The following is a 19374-nucleotide window of genomic DNA, read 5'->3' as shown; positions in this document are numbered from 1 at the left end:
GATTCACCCCTTCTCGACGATGTCCTCGAGCACCGCGAACATCGTGCGCACCGGGACACCGGTGCCGCCCTTGCCGATGTAGCCGAACGGGCCTCCGGTGTTGTAGGCAGGTCCGGCGACGTCGATGTGCGCCCACTCGACACCGTCGGCGACGAACTCCTTCAGGAACAGCGCTGCAGCGAGCATGCCGCCGGCGCGGTTGTTGGTGACGTTCGCGAGGTCGGCCACCTTGGAATCCAGCTCGTGGCGAATCTCCTTCGGCATCGGCATGGCCCAGCCGTCCTCGCCGACGGCCTGCGATATCGCGGCGACGCGATCGCGGAACTCGTCGGTGCCCATGACGCCGGGGGTGCGATTGCCGAGAGCGACGACCTGCGCGCCGGTCAGCGTCGCGGTGTCGATGAGGTAGTCCGGATCGTCCTCGCACGCGCGCACCATGGCGTCGGCGAGCACGAGGCGTCCCTCGGCGTCGGTGTTGATGACCTCGACGGTGATGCCGCCGTACTGCGTCAGCACGTCACCGGGACGCTGCGCGGTGCCCGACGGCATGTTCTCCGCCATCGGGACCGTCGCGACGACGTCCAGTTCCAGGTCGACCTTCGCAGCCAGGATCACCGTTGCGATGACGGCCGCGGCACCGGCCATGTCGGATGTCATGTTCTCCATGCCCGACGCAGGCTTGATCGAGATACCGCCGGTGTCGAACGTGATGCCCTTGCCGACGAGCGCCACCTTCTTCGATTTCCGCTTGCCGCCCGCATGGGTCAGGCGCACGAGCCGCGGTAGACGCGACGAGCCCTTGCCGACGCCGTGAATGCCGCCGTAGCCGCCCTTCTCGAGCGCCTTGTCGTCGAGGATCTCGACCTTCAGTCCGGCGGCGGTGCCGAGTTCCTTCGCCCGGGCAGCGAACGCCTCCGGATACAGGTGGCTCGGGGGAGTGTTGACGAAATCACGTGCGATGGCAACGGATTCGGCGAGGGCGACGGACCGGGCGAGTTCTGCCTTCGTGTCACGGGCGCGGGGATCGGTCACCAGCAGCTCGACGCGGCCGAGCGGGGCCGCGTCGGGACTCGGTGCCGACAGCTGAGACTTGAACTCGGTGAAGGTGTAGGCGCCGAGGAAGAAGCCTTCGGCAGCGGCGGCCAGGTCGAGCGACGACAGGGTCGTGGCGACGGTGTCGGTGCCCGCGAGCGAGCGAGCGGCAGTACCCGCGGCACGTCGGATGCGTTCGTCGTCGATGTCCGCGGACGTACCGAGACCGACGGCCAGCACGCTGTTCACGGCCAGACCCGAGGGCGCGGGGATACGCGTCAGTTCGTCGGCTTTGCCGGTGGCGCCGACGGTCTCGAACGCGTCGAGCAGCTCGGAGGCGATCGCGTCGTCGGAGATGTCGTCGGTGATGACGAGCTCCAGCCCGTCCTCGCTGGTGCTCAGTGCGACGACGAGTACGTCGATGTTCTTGCCGAGACGGCCGGTCAGGACCAGGTCGGGTCCGAGAGTGCGTGTTGTGGAGGATGGCACTGGGCAGCTCCTACGAGTGGAAAGAGAATGTGTCGGTCCCACCGATCGTAGTGATGGCAAGACGTCGGATAGCGTTGGCCGCTATGAGCGAAGACACACTTGCACGCGGACCCGTTCACGCCGTCCACACCGAGCTCGGTGCGACCTTCGCTCCGTTCGGTGGGTGGGAGATGCCCGTGTCGTATGCCGGTGTCGTCGCCGAACACAACGCTGTGCGCGAGAGCGTCGGGCTCTTCGACGTCAGCCATCTCGGAAAGGCGCTCGTGTCCGGACCGGGTGCCGCCGAGTTCGTGAACTCCGCGCTGACGGCCGATCTCGAGCGCATCGGGCCGGGCAAAGCCCAATACACGTTGTGCTGCACCGAATCCGGTGGTGTCGTCGACGACCTCATCGCGTACTTCGTCGGGCCCGACGAAGTCTTCCTGATTCCCAACGCGGCCAACACCGCTGCCGTCGTCGCCGCTCTCGCCGATGCGGCGCCCGCAGGTGTCACGGTCGCCGATCGGCATCGCGACTTCGGAGTGTTCGCGGTGCAAGGACCGGCGTCACGTGACGTCGTCGGCGCACTGGGGCTGCCGGTCGACATGGAGTACATGGCCTTCGCGGACGCGACGTGGAACGGCGTCCCGGTGCGCGTCTGCCGCACCGGGTACACCGGCGAACACGGGTACGAGCTCGTGCCGTCGTGGTCCGACGCCGACGCACTGTTCCGCGCGTTGGTCGACGCCGTCCGGGCGGCAGGCGGGCTCGTCGCAGGCCTCGGTGCGCGCGACACGCTGCGGACCGAGATGGGATACCCGTTGCACGGGCACGAGTTGTCGCTCGAGATCTCACCGCTGCAGGCCCGGTGCGGCTGGGCGGTCGGCTGGAAGAAGGACGCGTTCTGGGGCAAGGATGCGTTGACCGCCGAGAAGGCGGCCGGGCCGACCCGGACACTGCGTGGCATCAAGGCGGTCGGACGCGGCGTTCTTCGTCCCGGCCTGACGGTGATGCGCGACGGTTCCGCCGTCGGAACGACCACGTCGGGGACCTTCTCGCCGTCGCTCGGCGTCGGGATCGCGCTCGCGTTGATCGACACGGCAGCGAACGTGTCCGACGGAGACGAAGTACACGTGGACGTCCGAGGCCGGATGCTCGCGTGCGAGACGGTGGCTCCACCGTTCGTGTCGCCGAATACCAAGTGAGGACGACTACGGTCGTTCGATAAGATTTGTCCTCATGACTGGCCTACCTGAATTCACGCGCGTGCAGCACCCTTCTCCGGCTCCCTCGGAGGCCAGGGAGGCGGTACTGGCTGCGCCGGGATTCGGGAAGTTCTTCACCGACCACATGGCGGTCATCGACTACACCGTCGACAAGGGCTGGCACGACGCGACGATCAGCCCGTACGGTCCCATCGAGATCGACCCGGCAGCGATGGTGCTGCACTACGGCCAGGCGATCTTCGAGGGTCTGAAGGTCTATCGCCAGCCGACCGGTGAGTTCGCGTCGTTCCGCGTCACCGCCAACGCCGAGCGCTTCCGATCGTCGGCGCGTCGGCTCGCGATGCCGGAACTGCCGGACGAGTTGTTCATCGGGTCGATCGAGCAGCTTCTCGCCGTCGATCACGACTGGGTCCCCGCAGCCGGCGGCGAGGACGCGCTGTACCTGCGGCCGTACATGTTCTCGACGGAAGCGGGTCTCGGTGTCCGCCCGGCGGATTCCTACCGCTACATGCTGATCGCGTCGCCCGCGGGTGCGTACTTCCCGCGTGGTGTCAGGCCGGTGAGCGTCTGGTTGTCGACCGAATACGTGCGTGCGGCCCCGGGCGGAACGGGTGCGGCGAAGTTCGCGGGCAACTACGCAGCGTCGCTGCTCGCGCAGGCGCAGGCCAGTGAGCAGGGATGTGACCAGGTCGTCTGGCTCGACGCCATCGAGCGCCGATACGTCGAAGAAATGGGCGGAATGAACCTGTTCTTCGTGTTCGGTTCCGGCTCGGACGCCCGGCTCGTCACGCCGTCGCTGTCGGGTTCGTTGTTGCCTGGCATCACGCGGGACTCGTTGCTCGCACTGGCCACCGATTCCGGCATCCCGGTGGAGGAACGTCGTATCTCGACCGAGGAATGGCAGAAGGGCGCCGAATCCGGCGAGATCACCGAGGTCTTCGCCTGTGGCACGGCCGCCGTCATCACGCCGGTCGGCAGTGTGAAGTCCGCCGAGGGCGAGTTCACCATCGCCGACGGCGAACCCGGTCAGGTCACGCTCGCTCTGCGCGACACGCTGACCGGCATCCAGCGCGGCACGTTCGCCGACACGCACGGCTGGATGACGAAGCTCGGCTGACTCAGCCACCGATCAGGAGGCCGACGACGGCGAGGGCCGTCGTCACCTCCACCACGGCGCCCAGCACGTCGCCGTTGATCCCGCCGAACCGTCGGGAACAGTGGCGCACGGCGGCTTCGGTGAAAGCGAGGGCGGCCGCCACGACGAGCGGTCCCTGCCACCACCGGTCGTCGACCGCGAAGATCGACAGACCCAGCGCGACGACGCCCCAGATCGCGACGGTGTACGGCGGCTGGGTTCCGGCGACCAATGCGCCGAATCCGGATTCGGACGCGGCGTCGAACCCGCGGCGGCACGCGAGCACGACGCAGACCCGCCCCACCACCGCCGCGAGCACGACGGACCACCATGCATGCCGATCGGCCAATGCGCCGAAACCCGTTGCCTGCAGCGTGAACACGACGATGATCGCAGCCACGCCGAACGGGCCCGCGCCCCCCGATTTCATGACTTCTCGCGCACGTTCGGGTGGTCCGTAACAGCCGAGACCGTCCGCGGTGTCGGCGAGACCGTCGACATGCATTCCGCGCGTCGCGAGTGCGAGGGCGCCGACGGCGAGAAATCCGGCGAGGATTCCGCTCAGCGAGGCCGTGATCGACAGCCACAACGTTCCGCCCACGAGAAGGCCCAGCAGCAGACCGACGAGCGGCACCGAGGCAATCGCTCTCGCAGCCGCGGCACGGTCGACGCGGTGAGGACCGCGTACGGGCAGAACCGTCAACCACGACAGCGCAAGTGCAGGTCCGACGAGTGCACCGCGCACGGTCAGTCCTCGGATGCGGCTTCGGTGCTGACTCCGGCGTCGGCGAACGTCGACATCTGCGACAGCGTCGCGATCGCGGCATGGATCAGAGGTAGCGCAACCAGCGCGCCCGATCCCTCGCCGAGCCGCATGTCCAGTTCGAGCAGAGGCTCGATACGCAAGTGGCGCAGGGCAATCGAGTGCGCGGGCTCGGTCGAGCGATGCCCGGCAACCCACCATTCGCGCGCGCCGCGCGCCGACTCCTCGGCGACGAGCGCAGCCGCGGTGACGACGAGACCGTCCAGAATCACGGGCGTGCGGCGGTGTGCCGCCTGAGCGACGAACCCTGCCATCGCGGCGATGTCGGCGCCGCCGGCGACGCGAAGCAGTGCGACCGGATCCTTGACGACCGGTCGTGCGCGACGCATGGCGTCGCGAATGGCGGCGGTCTTGCGCATCCACCCCGCGTCGTCGACGCCGGTGCCGCGTCCGACCGCGGCGACGGGTTCGGTGTCGGTGAGCGTCGCGATCAAAGCCGTTGCGGGAGTGGTGTTTCCGATACCCATGTCGCCCGCGATCAGCAGATCAGCGCCGCTGTCGACTTCCTCGTCGGCGATGGCACGGCCCGCGTCGATCGCGGCGAGCACGTCGTCGGAGGTGAGTGCATCCTCGCGGTCGATCGAGCCGGACGAGCGTCGCACCTTGTGCGCGCTCACCGACGGATCCGTCTCCGAGTCGACCGAGATGTCGACCACGCGTACCGACGCTCCTGCCACGGCCGAGAGTGCGTTGACGGCAGCGCCGCCGGCAAGGAAGTTCGCGACCATCTGCCCGGTCACCTCGGCCGGGTATGCCGAGACGCCGTGTGCGGCCACCCCGTGGTCGCCGGCGAACACGACGACGCGCGGACGCGTCAGCGGGCGTGGGGGAGAGGCATCCTGACAGGCGGCGATCCACTCACCGAGATCCTCGATCCGCCCGAGACTGCCCGCGGGCTTGGTCAGAGTCTTCTGACGTTCCGACGCGTCCCTGCGAGCGTCGGCAGACGGTGGAGCCACCGGCCGAAGCGGCGTCGGAATACCGGTGGGCTCTGAAGTCTCGGTCACCGAAGACCTTTCATGAGTGCGGGCTGGGCGGATCACTCTTGAGCGTCAGCGGCAGTCCCGCGACGACCAGAACGACGGTGTCGCACACCGCCGCGAGTGACGAGTTCATCGCGCCGATCTCGTCCTGGAACAGTCTGCCCGAGCGTGTCTCCGAGACGACACTCATCCCTACTTCGGGGCTGACCAGTACGAGGTGACCGGAGTGTGCGGCGACCGCGTGCACGACGGCGTCGACACGGGGTGCGACGGTACCGCGCGGGCTGTCCCAGGCATTCAGGTCGTCGATGGTGTGGGTGAGCCAGGTGCCGAGGTCGTCGACGATGGTGCTGTCGTCGGATCCACCGATCACCGCGGGGAGGTCCGACGACGCCTCGACCGTGGTCCACTCGGCCGGACGCCGTGCCACGTGGGAATCGATGCGCGCCTGCCAGTCCGCGTCGGACGGGTCACGACGACCCGTCGCGACATAGCGTACTGGCGACGCCGAATCGACGAGGCTCTCGGCGTACGCCGACTTTCCGGAACGTGTTCCGCCGAGAACGAGGATGCGCTGACCCGGCGTCACGGATCAGACAGCCGCGCCGCGTTCGACGCGAGGCTTCGGTGCACGCATCTTGCGGATCTGCGACGCGCGTACGAAGGCGTACCAGCCGAGCTTGAATCCGCCGTCGGGAGTGTCGGGGAACCGTGCGCGGACGCGGTTGTTGACGAGTCGGCCGATGAAGACGCCCTCGATGACCATGAACAGCATCATGACGAACATCGCCAGCGTCACGTACGCCTGAACGGCAGGGTTCAGAAACAGCGCGAAGATGAGCAGCAGCGCCATCGGCATGAACAGCCCGACGAGGTTGCGGCGTGCGTCGACGAGGTCGCGAACGTAGGCACGGACCGGGCCCTTGTCGCGGGGGAGAAGGTACTTGTCCTCACCCGCGAGCATCCGCTCACGGCGGTCGGCAGACGCGGCGCGGCGCTCGGCCGACGCCTTCTTGCGATCTTCCTTCGTGCCGCGGTTGGCCTTACGGCGCTCGCGGGCTTCCTTGCTCGTCATCGGAGGAGGAGCCACGGGACCGCGACGCCTCGCTTCGGCCTCGCGGCGCTTGGGCGTCGGACGGCCTTTGCCCGAGGAGACGTTCGACGACGAGTCCTCGGTGGGTGCAGAGGACTCGGCGGACTGGGAATCGCGATCGTCCGGATTGTCGGAGTTTCCGCGGCGTAGCAACTTCACACCCCCAGGTTATCGGCTGTCGACGGCCGCACGAACACCGGCCACGCAGACTGGTCTGGTTTCGAGGTGAAATTCGAGACGACGTGGACTGTGAGGAATAGGAGCGCGCGGAGTACGGTTGAGACGTTCACGGGTTTGTACGACTGACAGGGAGAGCCCATGACCGTCTCGAACGAGACCATTGCGCACAAGGTCACGATGACAGAGGCAGCGTCGTCGAAGGCCAAGGCGCTTCTGGATCAAGAAGGCCGCGACGACCTCGCGCTGCGTATCGCCGTTCAGCCCGGTGGCTGTGCCGGCTTGCGCTATCAGCTCTTCTTCGACGATCGCAGCCTCGACGGCGACCTCGCGGTGGACTTCAACGGAGTCACGCTGGCTGTCGACCGGATGAGCGCTCCGTACGTCGAAGGTGCGTCCATCGACTTCGTGGACACGATCGAGAAGCAGGGCTTCACGATCGACAATCCGAACGCAACAGGCTCCTGCGCCTGCGGCGATTCGTTCAACTGATCTGAACGACCCCGAACTACGACCGGTACTCGCCCGCGAGGGTGGGTACCGGTCGTAGTGCTGTTCGGGGCCCAGTTCTGCACTCCGTGCGGGTGACCGCCGAGTACGGTGGATTCCGCACCGACAACGACCGAAAGGCCCAAGTACGTGACACTCGCGGTATCGGGATCCATTGCGACCGATCACCTGATGCGGTTCCCGGGTAAGTTCGCCGAGCAGCTCGTCGCAGACCAGCTCTCGAACATCTCGTTGAGCTTCCTCGTCGACGACCTCGTCATCCGTAAGGGCGGTGTCGGCGGCAACATCGCCTACGCGCTCGGTGTACTCGGAGGATCCCCGCTCCTGGTCGGGGCCGTCGGACCCGACTTCGGTGAGTACCGATCCTGGTTGGAAGCCAACGGTGTCGACTGCTCGGGCGTTCGAGTCTCCACGACTGCGCACACGGCCCGCTTCGTTTGCACCACCGACGACGACATGGCCCAGATCGCGTCGTTCTACCCGGGCGCGATGAGCGAGGCACGGGACATCTCGATCGGCGACGTGGCGTCGGGGAAGAGCGTCGAGCTCGTCCTCGTCGGAGCCAACGATCCCGACGCCATGCTCGCGCACACCGCGCAGTGCCGTGAGGCGGGCATCCCCTTCGCCGCCGACCCGTCGCAGCAGCTGGCCCGTCTGAACGGCGATCAAGCGCGACAGCTCGTCGACGGCGCCGCGTACCTGTTCACCAACGAGTACGAGTGGGGCCTGCTGCGCCAGAAGACCGGTTTGTCGGAGGACGACATCGCGTCGATGGTCGGCATTCGCGTCACCACGCTCGGAAAGTCGGGCGTCGAGATCGTCACCGCCGACGGCGTCCGTACCCACGTCGACGTCGTGCCCGAAACCAGCAAGGTCGACCCGACGGGCGTCGGCGACGGTTTCCGCGCAGGCTTCCTCGTTGCGCACCGCGCGGGCGCGTCCGTCGAGCGGGCCGCTCAGCTGGGCTCGCTGGTCGCCGTCCTGGTGCTCGAGACCACAGGAACGCAGGAGTGGAAGTTCACGCGTGACGATGCATTGAAGCGTCTGGGTGCGGCGTACGGCTCCGTCGCCGCCGACGAGGTCGGCGCCCTGCTGCCCGCCTGATCACTCCGCAACATCGATGGGCCGCGGCATCCTCCCAGGAGGTGTCGCGGCCCATCGATGTTCCGAGGGTTCGGAGGCTGTTCTCGGGGTCAGAGACTGACGGGGTACGTCGGCTCCGCGATCTGCGGCACGATGCGCTTCTCGACGAAGATTCCGTGCCACACCATGAAGATCAACACCGTCCACAGTCGACGGCTGTGATCGGACCTGCCTTCGCGATGCTCGTTCAGCATCGACGTGATGGCCGCCTTGTTCAGGATGTGATCGGTCTGGGACTCGGCGATCTGCTGGTGGGCCCAATCGAACAGTTCGGTGCCGCGTAGCCAGTGCCGCAGTGGCACCGGGAAGCCGAGCTTGGCGCGGTGCAGCACATGCCCCGGCACGATGCCCTCGAGCGCTTGCCTGAGCGCGTACTTCGTCGTGTCCTTGGTGATCTTCTGATCGAGAGGCAGCTGCTCGGCGACGCGGAAGACCTCGTTGTCGAGGAACGGCACGCGGAGCTCGAGCGAATTGGCCATCGTGATCTTGTCGGCCTTGACGAGGATGTCGCCGCGCAGCCACGTGAACAGGTCCAAGTGCTGCATGCGCGCGACGGGATCCCACCCTTGCGACTGCGCGTAGATCGGTGCCGTCACGTCGGTGTGCGTCCATTCCGGGCGGAAGTCCCGCAACACTGCCCGGAGCTGCGCGTCGCCGAAGCTCCTGGCATTTCCGTAGTAGCGCTCCTCGAGCGTCATCGAACCGCGATGAAGCAGGCTCTTACCGCGGGTTCCGTCGGGGATCCGCTCGCTCAACGCGCCCGCTGCTCGACGCAGCCCCTTCGGCAAGTAGTCGAACGGCTTCAGCGACAACGGTTCCCGGTAGATGGTGTAGCCGCCGAAGAGCTCGTCTGCACCTTCGCCGGACAGCACGACCTTGACGTGCTTCCGAGCTTCCTTCGCGACGAAGTACAACGGCACCAACGCCGGGTCGGCGACGGGATCGTCGAGGTACCAGACGATCTCGGGAATCGACGCCGCGAATTCCTCCGGACCGACGACCTTGACGACGTGGCGCGCGCCGATCGCGGCGGCCGACTCGGCGGCGACGTCGACCTCCGAATACCCTTCACGCTCGAACCCGGTGGTGAACGTGATCAGATTCGGGTTGTGACGCATCGCGAGCGCGGCGATGGCCGTCGAGTCGATGCCGCCGGAGAGGAACGAACCGACCGTGACGTCGGCGCGCATGTGCTTGGCGACGGAGTCCTCGAGCGCGCTCGCGATCTCCTTGTAGCGTGCGGCGTCGGAACCTGCCGCGAACGGCTTCACCGGGAACTTCGGCGTGAAATAGCGCGTGACCTTCGGTTCGGAACCGGGGGAGAGGGTCGCATAGCAGCCCGATTCGAGACGGCGGATCTCGCGATGCAGCGTCTCGGGCTCCGGGACGTACTGCAGGACGGTGTAGTGCTCCGTCGCGCGCGGATCGAGGTCGGTGCCGATACCCACGAGAGCGGTCAGTTCGAGCAGGCTTTTCTTCTCGCTGCCGAATGCGGTGCCGCCGGGGCCCGTCGCGAGGAACAATGGCTTGATACCGAACGGATCGCGTGCCAGGAACAGCTCGCGGGTCTCGGTGTCCCAGATCGCGAACGCGAACATGCCGCGAAGCCGGCGAACGGCGTCGGCGCCCCAGAAGTGGAACGCGGCGACGATCGGCTCGCCGTCACCCTCGGTGAAGAATTCGGCGCCGTGCTCGCGCGTCAGCTCCTCCCGGAGCTCGAGGTAGTTGTAGATCTCACCGTTGAACGTCAGCGCGTAGCGCGTCGGATTGTCGGCCGGTCCCCAGCGCAACGGCTGGTGCGAGTGCTCGATGTCGATGATCGACAGGCGGTTGAAGCCGTAGATGACATCGTCGTCGTGCCACGTCCCCGGTTCGTCCGGTCCACGGTGACGCATACAGTGCGTAGCGGAGGAGACAAGGTCCACTCCCGCACCGTCCGTGCCGGCCGACGTGAGTACACCGAGTAGTCCACACACAGCGCCTACTACCTCGTTTCGTAGATCGATGGATTCTTTGCCTACACCGACCTGGCTCTCACGAGCCCGCCGGCGCCGATGACCGAGTATGCCGCAGACACGGCGCGCGCAAGGTAACGACCCGACAGTGGCCTCACGGGTCCTTTGGTCTACGCTGCGTAGTACATGGGCATCTGCATGTGGACGCCCTCATTCTTCAGTGGTGAACGATCAGGAAGGCGTGAACGTGGCGCAGAGTCGGATCCTTCGGCGAGCTGGGCTGACAGCATTTCTCGGCGTTGCCGCGTTGCTGTTGTCGGGCTGTTCCATCGACAACGATGTCCTGCGCTTCGGATTCCCCATGGGGGTCACGCCCCAGGGTAAGTCGATTCGCGAATTGTGGACGTGGTCCGTGGTGGCAGCCCTGATCATGGGCATCATCGTGTGGGCTCTGATCTTCTGGGTGGTCATCTTCCACCGGAAGAAGAAGGATTCACCCGAGTTCCCGCGTCAGACGGCATACAACGTGCCTCTCGAACTTGCGTACACGGCCGTTCCGTTCGTGATCATCGCGGTTCTGTTCTACTTCACCGTCGTCGTGCAGAACTACGTCGACGAGAAGACCCCGGACCCCGACGTGACTGTCGACGTCACGGCCTACCAGTGGAACTGGAAGTTCGGCTACCAGACCGTCGATCTCAAGGACGGCGAAGCCAAGTACGACGGCACCGACCTCGAAGAGCAGGCCGCAGCCGAGGCCGGCGCCACGCCAGGTGAGGGTGCCGAGGGCAGCGAAGACGGCGAGTTCGTTCCCGGCGCGATCCACGGCGCGAGCCCGCAGGACCTGTCTTACCTGCGCTACAACAAGATCGAGACGGTCGGAACCAGCGACGAGATTCCGGTTCTGGTTCTCCCGACGGGTAAGCGCATCGAGTTCGTGCTCGCGTCGTCGGACGTCATCCACGGCTTCTGGGTTCCCGAGTTCCTCTTCAAGCGCGACGTTCTCCCGAACCCGAAGGAAAACCACTCGGACAACGTCTTCCAGATCTCCGAGATCGAGCGTGAGGGTGCGTTCGTCGGCCGTTGCACCGAAATGTGCGGCACCTTCCACGCGATGATGAACTTCGAGGTTCGCGCGGTGTCTCCGGACGACTTCCAGGAGTACATCGAACTGCGCAAGCCGCTGTCCGAAGGTGGCCAGGCGTTGACCAACGCACAGGCTCTGGAAGCAATCGGTCAGGATCCGATCGCAACCAGCACCACGCCGTTCTACACGGACCGCACCGTCAGATCCGAATCCGTCGCCGACGGCAACTGACCAAGAGAGACTGCTGATATGAAAATCGAAGCCAAGATCTTCGAGATCCTGACTGTCTTCTTTCTTCTGGTCGGGATCGTGTACGCCCTCTTCACCGGTTTCTCGCGGACCGGCGTCGAGTGGGCCGGTGTCACGGCCATCGCCCTGTCGGTCGGCCTGACGCTGATCATCGGAACCTACTTCCGGTTCGTCGCTCGTCGTCTGGACACTCGTCCCGAGGACTTCGACGACGCCGAGATCAGCGACGGCGCAGGCGATCTGGGCTTCTTCAGCCCGGGCAGCTTCTGGCCGATCCTGCTCGCCGGTGCTGCATCGGTCACCGCGATCGGTTTCGCCTTCTTCCTCTGGTGGCTCATCGCCTTCGGTGTCGTGCTGATTCTGTCGGCTGCCGCAGGCTTGGTGTTCGAGTACCACGTCGGACCCGAGAAGCACTGACACACAACCGCATTCACGCCACGAGCGCCGATCCCGATTGGGGTCGGCGCTCGCTGCGTAGAGGGGCTATCCGGCTTTGTCGAGGTCGTCTCCGATCACGCTCAGCGCCAACGTCTTGTAACCTTCGTCGTCGAACAGCACAGTGATGCGGTCGGATTCGACGGCGCTGACCGTTCCCCTGCCCCAGTCGGGATGCTCGACGACGTCGCCCAACGTGAACCTTCCGTCAGGAATGTCCTCCGATTCGGCCCCGGTGGAACACATGTCGCAGTTGCCGCACGGGGAGCCGAGCTCCTCGCCGAAGTACTCCAGGATGTGCCGTCGACGACACCGAGTGGATTCGGCGTAGCCACGCATCATGTCGACGCGGGAACGTGCGTACTTCTGTTCGGCCTCGGTCAACGACGTCGCTTCGGCGATGGCCTCTTTCGCGCTCACGTCACCGACCGGCACCAACCCGGCCTCGGTGCGTTCGAGCGCGCCTGACTCGACCAACAGGTTGATCACCATGGTCAGCTTGCGGGACCTGTTCTTCAGTCGGTCCTTGATCCCGGACAGCGGAAGGGCGCGCCCCGCCGAGCCGAGAGTCTTCACGACGCGTCGGATCAGCGATTCGTCGACGGTGCGCGTCGCGAAGAATCGGTGCATCGACAGACCGCCCGGGTAGTAGTGGAGTCGCGCGAGCGCGGCACGGCCGTCGCGTCCGCACCGTCCGGCTTCCTGGTAGTACGCGTCGACGGACCCCGGTGCCGCCGCGTGGACGACGAATCGTATGTCCGGCTTGTCGATTCCCATTCCGAACGCGGACGTGGCGACCACGATGTCGATGTCCCCGGTTGCGAAGTCCTTCGCGACACGGTCACGGTCGTTCTGCTTCAGGCCTCCGTGATATGCCGCGGCGGGCCTACCGGCAGCCGTCAGCGTCTCTGCCACGCTTTCCGACGCGGCGCGCGTGTCGATGTACACGAGGCCCTGGCCGTCGAGCGTCGACGCGTCCTCCACGGCTGCGTCTACGGTTGCCTGTTCGTCGGCGTGCGTGCGCACTTCGAACCGAATCTCGGGCCGGTCGAACCCACCCGACAGGCGGACCGGATCGCGGAGCGACAGCTTCTCGACGATGTCGTCACGCACCGGAGGAGAAGCGGTTGCCGTCAGCGCGATCACGGTCGGGCGGCCGAGTGCGGTCACTGCTTCGCCGACACGAAGATAGTCGGGGCGGAACTCGTGGCCCCACGACGACACACAGTGCGCCTCGTCGACTGCCACGAGTGCGATACCGACATCGGCTAGGGCGGCCAGGACGTCGTCGCGCACCAGCTGTTCGGGAGAGAGATAGAGGAGATCGATGTCGCCGGCGACGAGACGGTCGCGCACATCCTCGCGTTCGGCGTCGGAGTGCTGCGAGTTCAGCGCAACGGCAACAGGAGCCGACGGCGAGTCCAGTTCTTCGAGTGACTGCACTTGATCCTGCTGAAGTGCAATCAACGGCGATACGACGACGGTCAACCCGTCGAGCATTGCCGCCGCAGTTTGAAAGATGGCCGACTTTCCGTATCCGGTTGCCATCACGGCGAGAACGTCGCGTCCGTCGAGAAGCGCGGACACGGCGTCGATCTGGAGGGGACGCAGCTCGTCGAGGCCCAGGGTGCGTCGCGCCACCGACAGGATGCGTTGTCGTTCGTTGGTCACGTTCGCCGTATGCCCCGCGCTTCGGCCGTCGGAAACCTGGTCCGTCGCGGGCACCGCTTGAAATGTACGGCCGTGGACGAACTCTCGGCCTCGTGGGGCCGGGGGAGGGGAGGGGTAGCGGAACGACGAAGGGCGGCACCGAAAACGGTGCCGCCCTTCGTCGTGCAAACGCTCTAGCGCTCGATGTCGCTTTCGCGACGAGCCGTCGACTGCTCGCCTGCCGTGCCGCCGTCTTGCGCGGCGTGGCCGTTCGAACCGTGGCCGTTGCCATTGGTGGCGTGGCCGTTGCCGTTGGAACCGTGGCCGTTCGAGCCGTTTCCGTGAATACCTGCCTGGTATTCGCGGAGCATCGCGAGCTGCTCGAGCTCGCCATGGTGGATGGCCTCTTCGAGTGCCTTGCTCTCGGCAACCGGATCCGGACGGAACATCGAACCCGAGCCGGGCTTGCCGGCAGAACCGAGCTTGTTCATCTTCTTCGGAATTGCAGCGCCCTGGTACTCGAGCGGGATCGGGTGTCCGTGATCGTCGACCGGGCCGAGCGGCTGGTGCACCTCGACGTACTGGCCGTGAGGCAGACGCTTGATGATGCCCGTCTCGATTCCGTGATCGAGCACCTGGCGGTCGCTCCGCTGAAGACCGATGCAGAAGCGGTACGCCACGTAGTACGCGATCGGAGGCAGAATCAGGATTCCGATACGGCCGATCCACGTCATCGCGTTCAGGGAGATGTCGAGCTTGTACGCGATGATGTCGTTGATGCAGGACAGCGTCGCAACGATGTAGAACGCCAGAACCATTGCGCCGATGGCGGTGCGGACCGGAACGTCGCGCGGACGCTGCAGCAGGTTGTGGTGAGCGTTGTCTCCGGTGAGACGCTTCTCGATCCACGGGTAGGCGATCATGACCGTGAACACCAAGCCCATGATGACCGCGACGGCGAACACCGCGGGGATCGTGTAGCGGTTCGCGATGTAGATGTCCCACGCGGGCCACAGACGTGCCAGACCGTCGGTCCACATCATGTAGAAGTCGGGCTGCGAACCAGCCGAGACCTGGGCCGGGTTGTACGGGCCGAGGTTCCAGACCGGGTTGATCTGCAGCAGACCACCCATGAGAGCGAGCACACCGAACGTCACGGCGAAGAACGCACCGGACTTGACGGCGAAGACCGGGAGAATGCGCACGCCGACGACGTTCTTCTCGGTACGGCCGGGTCCGGGGAACTGCGTGTGCTTCTGGTACCAGACCAACGCGAGGTGAGCGGCGATCAGCGCGAGAATGATCGCGGGAAGCAACAGAACGTGCGCGACGTACAGGCGCGGGATGATGATCGTGCCGGGGAAGTCGCCGTCGAAGATCAGCCAGTGCAGCCAGGTACCGATGACCGGGACGCTCATCGTGATGCCCGAGAACGCGGCGCGCAGGCCCGTGCCGGACAGCAGGTCGTCGGGAAGCGAGTATCCGAAGAAGCCTTCGAACATCGCCAGGATCAGCAGCAGGCAGCCGATGACCCAGTTCGCTTCACGCGGGCGACGGAACGCACCGGTGAAGAAGATGCGCAGCATGTGCACGATGATCGAGCAGGCGAACATCAGGGCGGCCCAGTGGTGAATCTGTCGCATGAACAGACCGCCGCGGACCTCGAACGAGATGTTCAATGCCGTCTCGTACGCCCGGGACATGGTCACACCGCGGAGCGGCTCGTAGATGCCGTTGTATTCGACTTCGCTGAGCGACGGGTCGAAGAACAGCGTCAGGAACACACCCGAGATCAGCAGGATGACGAAGCTGTACAGGGCGATCTCACCGAGCAGGAACGACCAGTGCGTCGGGAAGACCTTGTTGATCTGCCGACGCAGGCCCGGCGCCAAGTGGTAGCGACTGTCGACGTCGTCTGCCTGCTTGGCTGCGAGGGTTTGCAGTGAAGGACTCATGATTCACTCTCCGCTTCGCGGTTCGGACGCTCCCAGAAGGCGGGTCCGAGGGCTTCGATGAAGTCACCGTTGGCAACGAGGAAGCCTTCCTCGTTGACCGTGATGGGCAGCTGCGGCAGCGCGCGAGCGGCGGGGCCGAAGAGCGGCTTGCCGTATTCGAGGGCGTTGAACTGCGACTGGTGGCACGGGCACAGGATTCGGTTCGTCTGCTGTTCGAACAGCGACGTCGGGCAACCGAGGTGGGTGCAGATCTTCGAGTAGGCGAAGTAATCGCCGTAGTTGAAGCTCTCCTGGCCCTTGCGCTTGATGGCCTTGTCGGCGTCCTCCGTGCGGAGACGGATGAGCATGACGGAGTTGCGAATTCCACGCAGTCCTGCGAGCAGTGCGTGATCGTCACCGCGATCGGCTTCGCGGAAGGGGAACACGGTTTCCATGGCTCCGGCATCCATATCCTCGGGACGCACCAGAACGACGTCGTGGGGACGACCGGTGTCGCGCCGAAGGTAGATCGTCTCACCAGGGTAGCGCGGGGTCCATCCGGAAACCCAGAGCGGAGATTTGTCACCTTCCGCCCACGGGTTCTTCACGAGTCCACCCAGCGGCAGAAGAGCCATGACTCCGAGTGCGCCGCCGCCGAAGACGAGCGAGCGCTTGATGACCTTGCGGCGACCCAGCGTCGACGTCTCGAACGAGTCGCCCAGCTCCGCGACGACCGTCTTGCGGTCGACCTCGGAAGAACCGCCGTCGTGACGATCCTGGATGGAGACCTCTTCGGGGATGAACTTCTTCGTGAACTGGACGGCACCGACGCCGACACCCAGAATCGCCAGACCCATCGTCAGACCGATGAGGGGGGTGTACAGCGTGTACAAGCCGTAGTTCTCCTCGCCACGGCCTGCGTACTGCCACGGCCAGAAGAGGTAGATCGCGATGAACGCGACGGCCGAGATGCCCGCGAGTGCGAACCACGCGGCCACGCCTCGCTCGGCACGCTTCTCGGCGCGGGTGCCCTTGACGGCCCAGCGGTCACGGCGGTACGCAACGTCGACGTGGTCGAGGTTGGTGCCGAGTTCGACGAGCTGGTCGCGGGTCATACCGGCGAGTTCCTCGTCGGTGTACTTCTTGTTCACGTCCACCGGTCCGCCCTTGGTGGCGTCGCCGTGTCCGCTGTCGGTGCGCCGGGACTCGCCGTCGCTCATGACCTTGCTCCGATCCACAATGTTGCGCCGACGACGGCAGCGATTCCGATGGCCCAGATGGCGATCATTTCGGTGCCGGGGCCGAATCCACCGAGGCCCCAACCACCCTGAGGGTTGGTCTCCTGGGCGGACTTGACGTACGAGATGATGTCGACCTTCTCCTCCTGCGTCAGCTGACGATCGGAGAACTTCGGCATGTTCTGAGGTCCGGTGAGCATCGCGGTGTAGATCTGCTGCTCGCTCGCGGGCCCGAGGGCCGGAGCGAACTTGCCGGAGGACAGTGCGCCGCCCTCACCGGTGAAGTTGTGGCACGACGCGCAGTTGAGACGGAACAGCTCGCTACCGCGGGCGATGTCGCCGTCGGCGAGCGAGGACTGTGCGATCTCGCCGTTGCTGTCACGGACGACGGTCGGGCCGCCGCCGTTGGCCTGGATGTAGGCGCCGAGTGCGTCGACCTGCTTGTCGTCGAACTTCGGTGGCTTGCGCATGATCTGGGCTTCGTTGCGCACCGCAGGCATACGACCCGACGAGACCTGGAAGTAGACGGCTGCTTCACCGACACCGATGAGGCTGGGTCCGCGGTCCTGCACACCCTGCAGGTTGACGCCGTGGCACGTGACACACGACGTGTCGTACAACTGCTTGCCTTCGCGGATCAGCGCGGCCGAGTCCTCGTCGGCCGTCGCGACCTGCGGGGTGGGAGTCAGGGCAGAAGCGAGGAACCCCGCGCTGATGAGTCCCATCATGAGGACTAGGGCGCCGGTGACGCGGCGGCGTACCTTGCGCTGACGCCGGCTCTTCACGGCCGACGGAGATCCGGCAGATGCGGATCCGCTGGTGCTGTCACCGGGTGCTGCTGGGGGAGATGAACTCATCTTCTATCCCTTGTCGTGTCGGGACGGACTGAACGTCGGGGGCTGGTACCGAACGTCCGCTGGCGAAGTGAAAACTGAATTACAGCTCATGCGCGTTAGCGAATGAAGTAGATGGTCGCGAACAGTGCGATCCACACGATGTCGACGAAGTGCCAGTAGTACGACACCACGATCGCCGCCGTAGCCTGCGCGGGCGTGAACTTGCTGACCAGCGTTCGCGTGATCAGGAAGACGAAGGCGATCAAACCGCCGATGACGTGGAGTCCGTGGAAACCGGTCGTGATGTAGAAGACCGATCCGTACACGCTCGACGACAGCGTCGTGCCCTCGTGCACCAGGTGGTAGTACTCATAGCCCTGGCCGAGCACGAAGAACGCGCCCATGGCCAGGGTGATGATGTACCAGCGGCGCAACCCGAAGACGTCACCGCGCTCGGCGGCGAAGACGCCGAGCTGGCAGGTGAACGACGACGCGATCAGCACCGCGGTGACCGGTACGGCCAGCGCGAGGTTGAGTTCGGTCGGCTCCGGTGGCCAGTTTCCATTCGCCTGTGCTCTCGCGACGAAGTACATCGCAAAAAGTCCAGCGAAGAACATGAGTTCGCTCGACAGCCACACGATGGTGCCGACGCTGACCATATTGGGACGGTTCAGCGAGTGCACGCGTTGGGTGATTGCCGATCCTTGAGTCCCTACAGCGCTCGTCACAGAAAGAAGTATGACTGCCCGTAGTACCGAACGCATACCCGGGTCCGGTCTTGGCGCGTCGGATCGACAGGCGCCGTCGACACTCTCGCGAAAGGCGCAGTTCAGGCCCTGTGGACGACTCGGTGGGCCGGTGTCGTGCAAGGCTTGCCTCATGTCAACGAACGATGGTGGTGGTTGGTTCCGGCGGTTGTTCTCGCGCTCGAAGACGGTGCCTCTGGACCCCACTCGCGACGATCTGGTGGTAGTGGCGTCCTCGTTCGACGACGCCGAATCCTGTTCGGCCGCACTCGACCGAGGAACCGACGACGGCGGTTTCGTCGCGACGAAGGAGGCGGTGCTTCGTCACCATCTGGTGCTGCCGTCGGACACGGTGTCCGACGCGGCGGCGATCGCGGCGCAGGACGGCTACGCGCTCGTGGAACCGGCGGCCACGATCACGATCGACGATGCAGATCGACGCCTACCGGTCGAGGACGGAGTGTCGGTGACATTGCAGCGAGTGCAGATCGTCGATGCGCTGCACTGCTCGCAGGAACGGTCGCGAATGGCGGGTCTGGCTCAGCGGCGGGGCGGGATCGTTCTCGGGTGGGATGCGCTGCAACCTGGTGCCGATGCGACCGAGCGCGCCTAGCTAAGCTTCGTGCGCACGACAGAGGGTCGAGTGCGTCGGCC

Annotated in this window: 18 protein-coding genes; 7 read left to right on the top strand and 11 right to left on the bottom strand. The window is 65.6% G+C overall.

Annotated elements, in window-relative coordinates; translation table 11 throughout:
• Window positions 1-3: 3 nt before the first annotated feature.
• Window positions 4-1521 carry a leucyl aminopeptidase gene (locus HQ354_RS00945; protein ID WP_222634014.1) on the bottom strand — a complete coding sequence of 506 codons (1518 nt, stop codon included), beginning with the start codon at window positions 1519-1521 and terminating at the stop codon, window positions 4-6.
• 83 nt (window positions 1522-1604) lie between these two features.
• Here HQ354_RS00945 and gcvT point away from each other — a divergent pair, with 83 nt between their 5' ends.
• Window positions 1605-2705 (top strand): glycine cleavage system aminomethyltransferase GcvT, encoded by a 1101-nt coding sequence (gene gcvT, locus HQ354_RS00940; RefSeq protein WP_222634013.1) that lies wholly within the window; start codon window positions 1605-1607, stop codon window positions 2703-2705.
• Window positions 2706-2739: 34 nt separating this feature from the next.
• Complete coding sequence (locus HQ354_RS00935) at window positions 2740-3843, top strand: branched-chain amino acid aminotransferase (RefSeq protein WP_222634012.1); 1104 nt, start codon at window positions 2740-2742, stop codon at window positions 3841-3843.
• Window position 3844: 1 nt separating this feature from the next.
• Here HQ354_RS00935 and HQ354_RS00930 read toward each other — a convergent pair whose 3' ends face one another.
• From HQ354_RS00930 to HQ354_RS00915, 4 genes are read right to left on the bottom strand one after another with little or no spacing between them, the layout of a single operon-like run.
• A complete protein-coding gene (locus HQ354_RS00930) occupies window positions 3845-4606 on the bottom strand; it encodes an adenosylcobinamide-GDP ribazoletransferase (protein WP_222634011.1) in 762 nt (253 codons plus the stop codon).
• 2 nt (window positions 4607-4608) lie between these two features.
• Entirely contained in the window at window positions 4609-5664 is a 1056-nt protein-coding gene (gene cobT, locus HQ354_RS00925; protein ID WP_222634088.1) for a nicotinate-nucleotide--dimethylbenzimidazole phosphoribosyltransferase, read from the bottom strand.
• A gap of 37 nt (window positions 5665-5701) precedes the next feature.
• The gene (cobU, locus tag HQ354_RS00920; protein ID WP_222634010.1) at window positions 5702-6256 is read right to left on the bottom strand and encodes a bifunctional adenosylcobinamide kinase/adenosylcobinamide-phosphate guanylyltransferase; all 555 of its coding nucleotides are present in this window, start codon (window positions 6254-6256) and stop codon (window positions 5702-5704) included.
• A 3-nt stretch (window positions 6257-6259) separates the two neighbouring features.
• The gene (locus HQ354_RS00915) at window positions 6260-6919 is read right to left on the bottom strand and encodes a DUF3043 domain-containing protein (protein ID WP_114330550.1); all 660 of its coding nucleotides are present in this window, start codon (window positions 6917-6919) and stop codon (window positions 6260-6262) included.
• 159 nt (window positions 6920-7078) lie between these two features.
• On the opposite strand from HQ354_RS00915, the gene HQ354_RS00910 reads away from it, so the two are divergent.
• Together HQ354_RS00910 and HQ354_RS00905 are read left to right on the top strand one after the other, a co-directional pair.
• The gene (locus HQ354_RS00910; protein ID WP_068420611.1) at window positions 7079-7429 is read left to right on the top strand and encodes an iron-sulfur cluster assembly accessory protein; all 351 of its coding nucleotides are present in this window, start codon (window positions 7079-7081) and stop codon (window positions 7427-7429) included.
• Window positions 7430-7576: 147 nt separating this feature from the next.
• Window positions 7577-8551: a carbohydrate kinase family protein gene (locus HQ354_RS00905; protein ID WP_068420613.1), complete on the top strand. Its 975-nt coding sequence runs from the start codon at window positions 7577-7579 to the stop codon at window positions 8549-8551.
• 89 nt (window positions 8552-8640) lie between these two features.
• On the opposite strand, the gene asnB is transcribed toward HQ354_RS00905, so the two are convergent.
• Window positions 8641-10566, bottom strand: a complete 1926-nt coding sequence (gene asnB, locus HQ354_RS00900; RefSeq protein WP_068420615.1) for an asparagine synthase (glutamine-hydrolyzing) — start codon at window positions 10564-10566, stop codon at window positions 8641-8643.
• Window positions 10567-10786: 220 nt separating this feature from the next.
• Here asnB and HQ354_RS00895 point away from each other — a divergent pair, with 220 nt between their 5' ends.
• Together HQ354_RS00895 and HQ354_RS00890 are read left to right on the top strand one after the other, a co-directional pair.
• The gene (locus tag HQ354_RS00895; RefSeq protein ID WP_068420617.1) at window positions 10787-11863 is read left to right on the top strand and encodes a cytochrome c oxidase subunit II; all 1077 of its coding nucleotides are present in this window, start codon (window positions 10787-10789) and stop codon (window positions 11861-11863) included.
• Window positions 11864-11881: 18 nt separating this feature from the next.
• Window positions 11882-12298 (top strand): cytochrome c oxidase subunit 4, encoded by a 417-nt coding sequence (locus HQ354_RS00890; RefSeq protein WP_068420619.1) that lies wholly within the window; start codon window positions 11882-11884, stop codon window positions 12296-12298.
• 66 nt (window positions 12299-12364) lie between these two features.
• Here the strand turns inward: HQ354_RS00890 and HQ354_RS00885 are convergent, their stop codons facing one another.
• From HQ354_RS00885 to HQ354_RS00865, 5 genes are all read right to left on the bottom strand, one after another.
• Complete coding sequence (locus HQ354_RS00885; RefSeq protein ID WP_222634087.1) at window positions 12365-13987, bottom strand: ATP-dependent DNA helicase RecQ; 1623 nt, start codon at window positions 13985-13987, stop codon at window positions 12365-12367.
• Between the two features lie 173 nt (window positions 13988-14160).
• Window positions 14161-15921 (bottom strand): cytochrome bc complex cytochrome b subunit, encoded by a 1761-nt coding sequence (locus HQ354_RS00880; protein WP_068420621.1) that lies wholly within the window; start codon window positions 15919-15921, stop codon window positions 14161-14163.
• Window positions 15918-17120 (bottom strand): ubiquinol-cytochrome c reductase iron-sulfur subunit, encoded by a 1203-nt coding sequence (locus HQ354_RS00875; RefSeq protein WP_261768631.1) that lies wholly within the window; start codon window positions 17118-17120, stop codon window positions 15918-15920. Before HQ354_RS00875 ends, HQ354_RS00880 begins: the two co-directional genes overlap by 4 nt.
• A complete protein-coding gene (locus HQ354_RS00870) occupies window positions 17117-17995 on the bottom strand; it encodes a c-type cytochrome (RefSeq protein WP_084423497.1) in 879 nt (292 codons plus the stop codon). Before HQ354_RS00870 ends, HQ354_RS00875 begins: the two co-directional genes overlap by 4 nt.
• Before the next feature lie 95 nt (window positions 17996-18090).
• Window positions 18091-18702: a heme-copper oxidase subunit III gene (locus HQ354_RS00865; RefSeq protein ID WP_068420627.1), complete on the bottom strand. Its 612-nt coding sequence runs from the start codon at window positions 18700-18702 to the stop codon at window positions 18091-18093.
• Window positions 18703-18853: 151 nt separating this feature from the next.
• Between HQ354_RS00865 and HQ354_RS00860 the strand changes: the two genes are divergently transcribed.
• Window positions 18854-19333: a hypothetical protein gene (locus tag HQ354_RS00860; RefSeq protein ID WP_174551330.1), complete on the top strand. Its 480-nt coding sequence runs from the start codon at window positions 18854-18856 to the stop codon at window positions 19331-19333.
• Window positions 19334-19374: the final 41 nt, after the last annotated feature.

Origin of the sequence: Rhodococcus sp. BP-261 (assembly GCF_019835205.1) — a bacterium.
Classification (GTDB): domain Bacteria; phylum Actinomycetota; class Actinomycetes; order Mycobacteriales; family Mycobacteriaceae; genus Rhodococcoides; species Rhodococcoides kyotonensis_B.
This window is presented reverse-complemented; position numbering and strand designations above follow the sequence as displayed.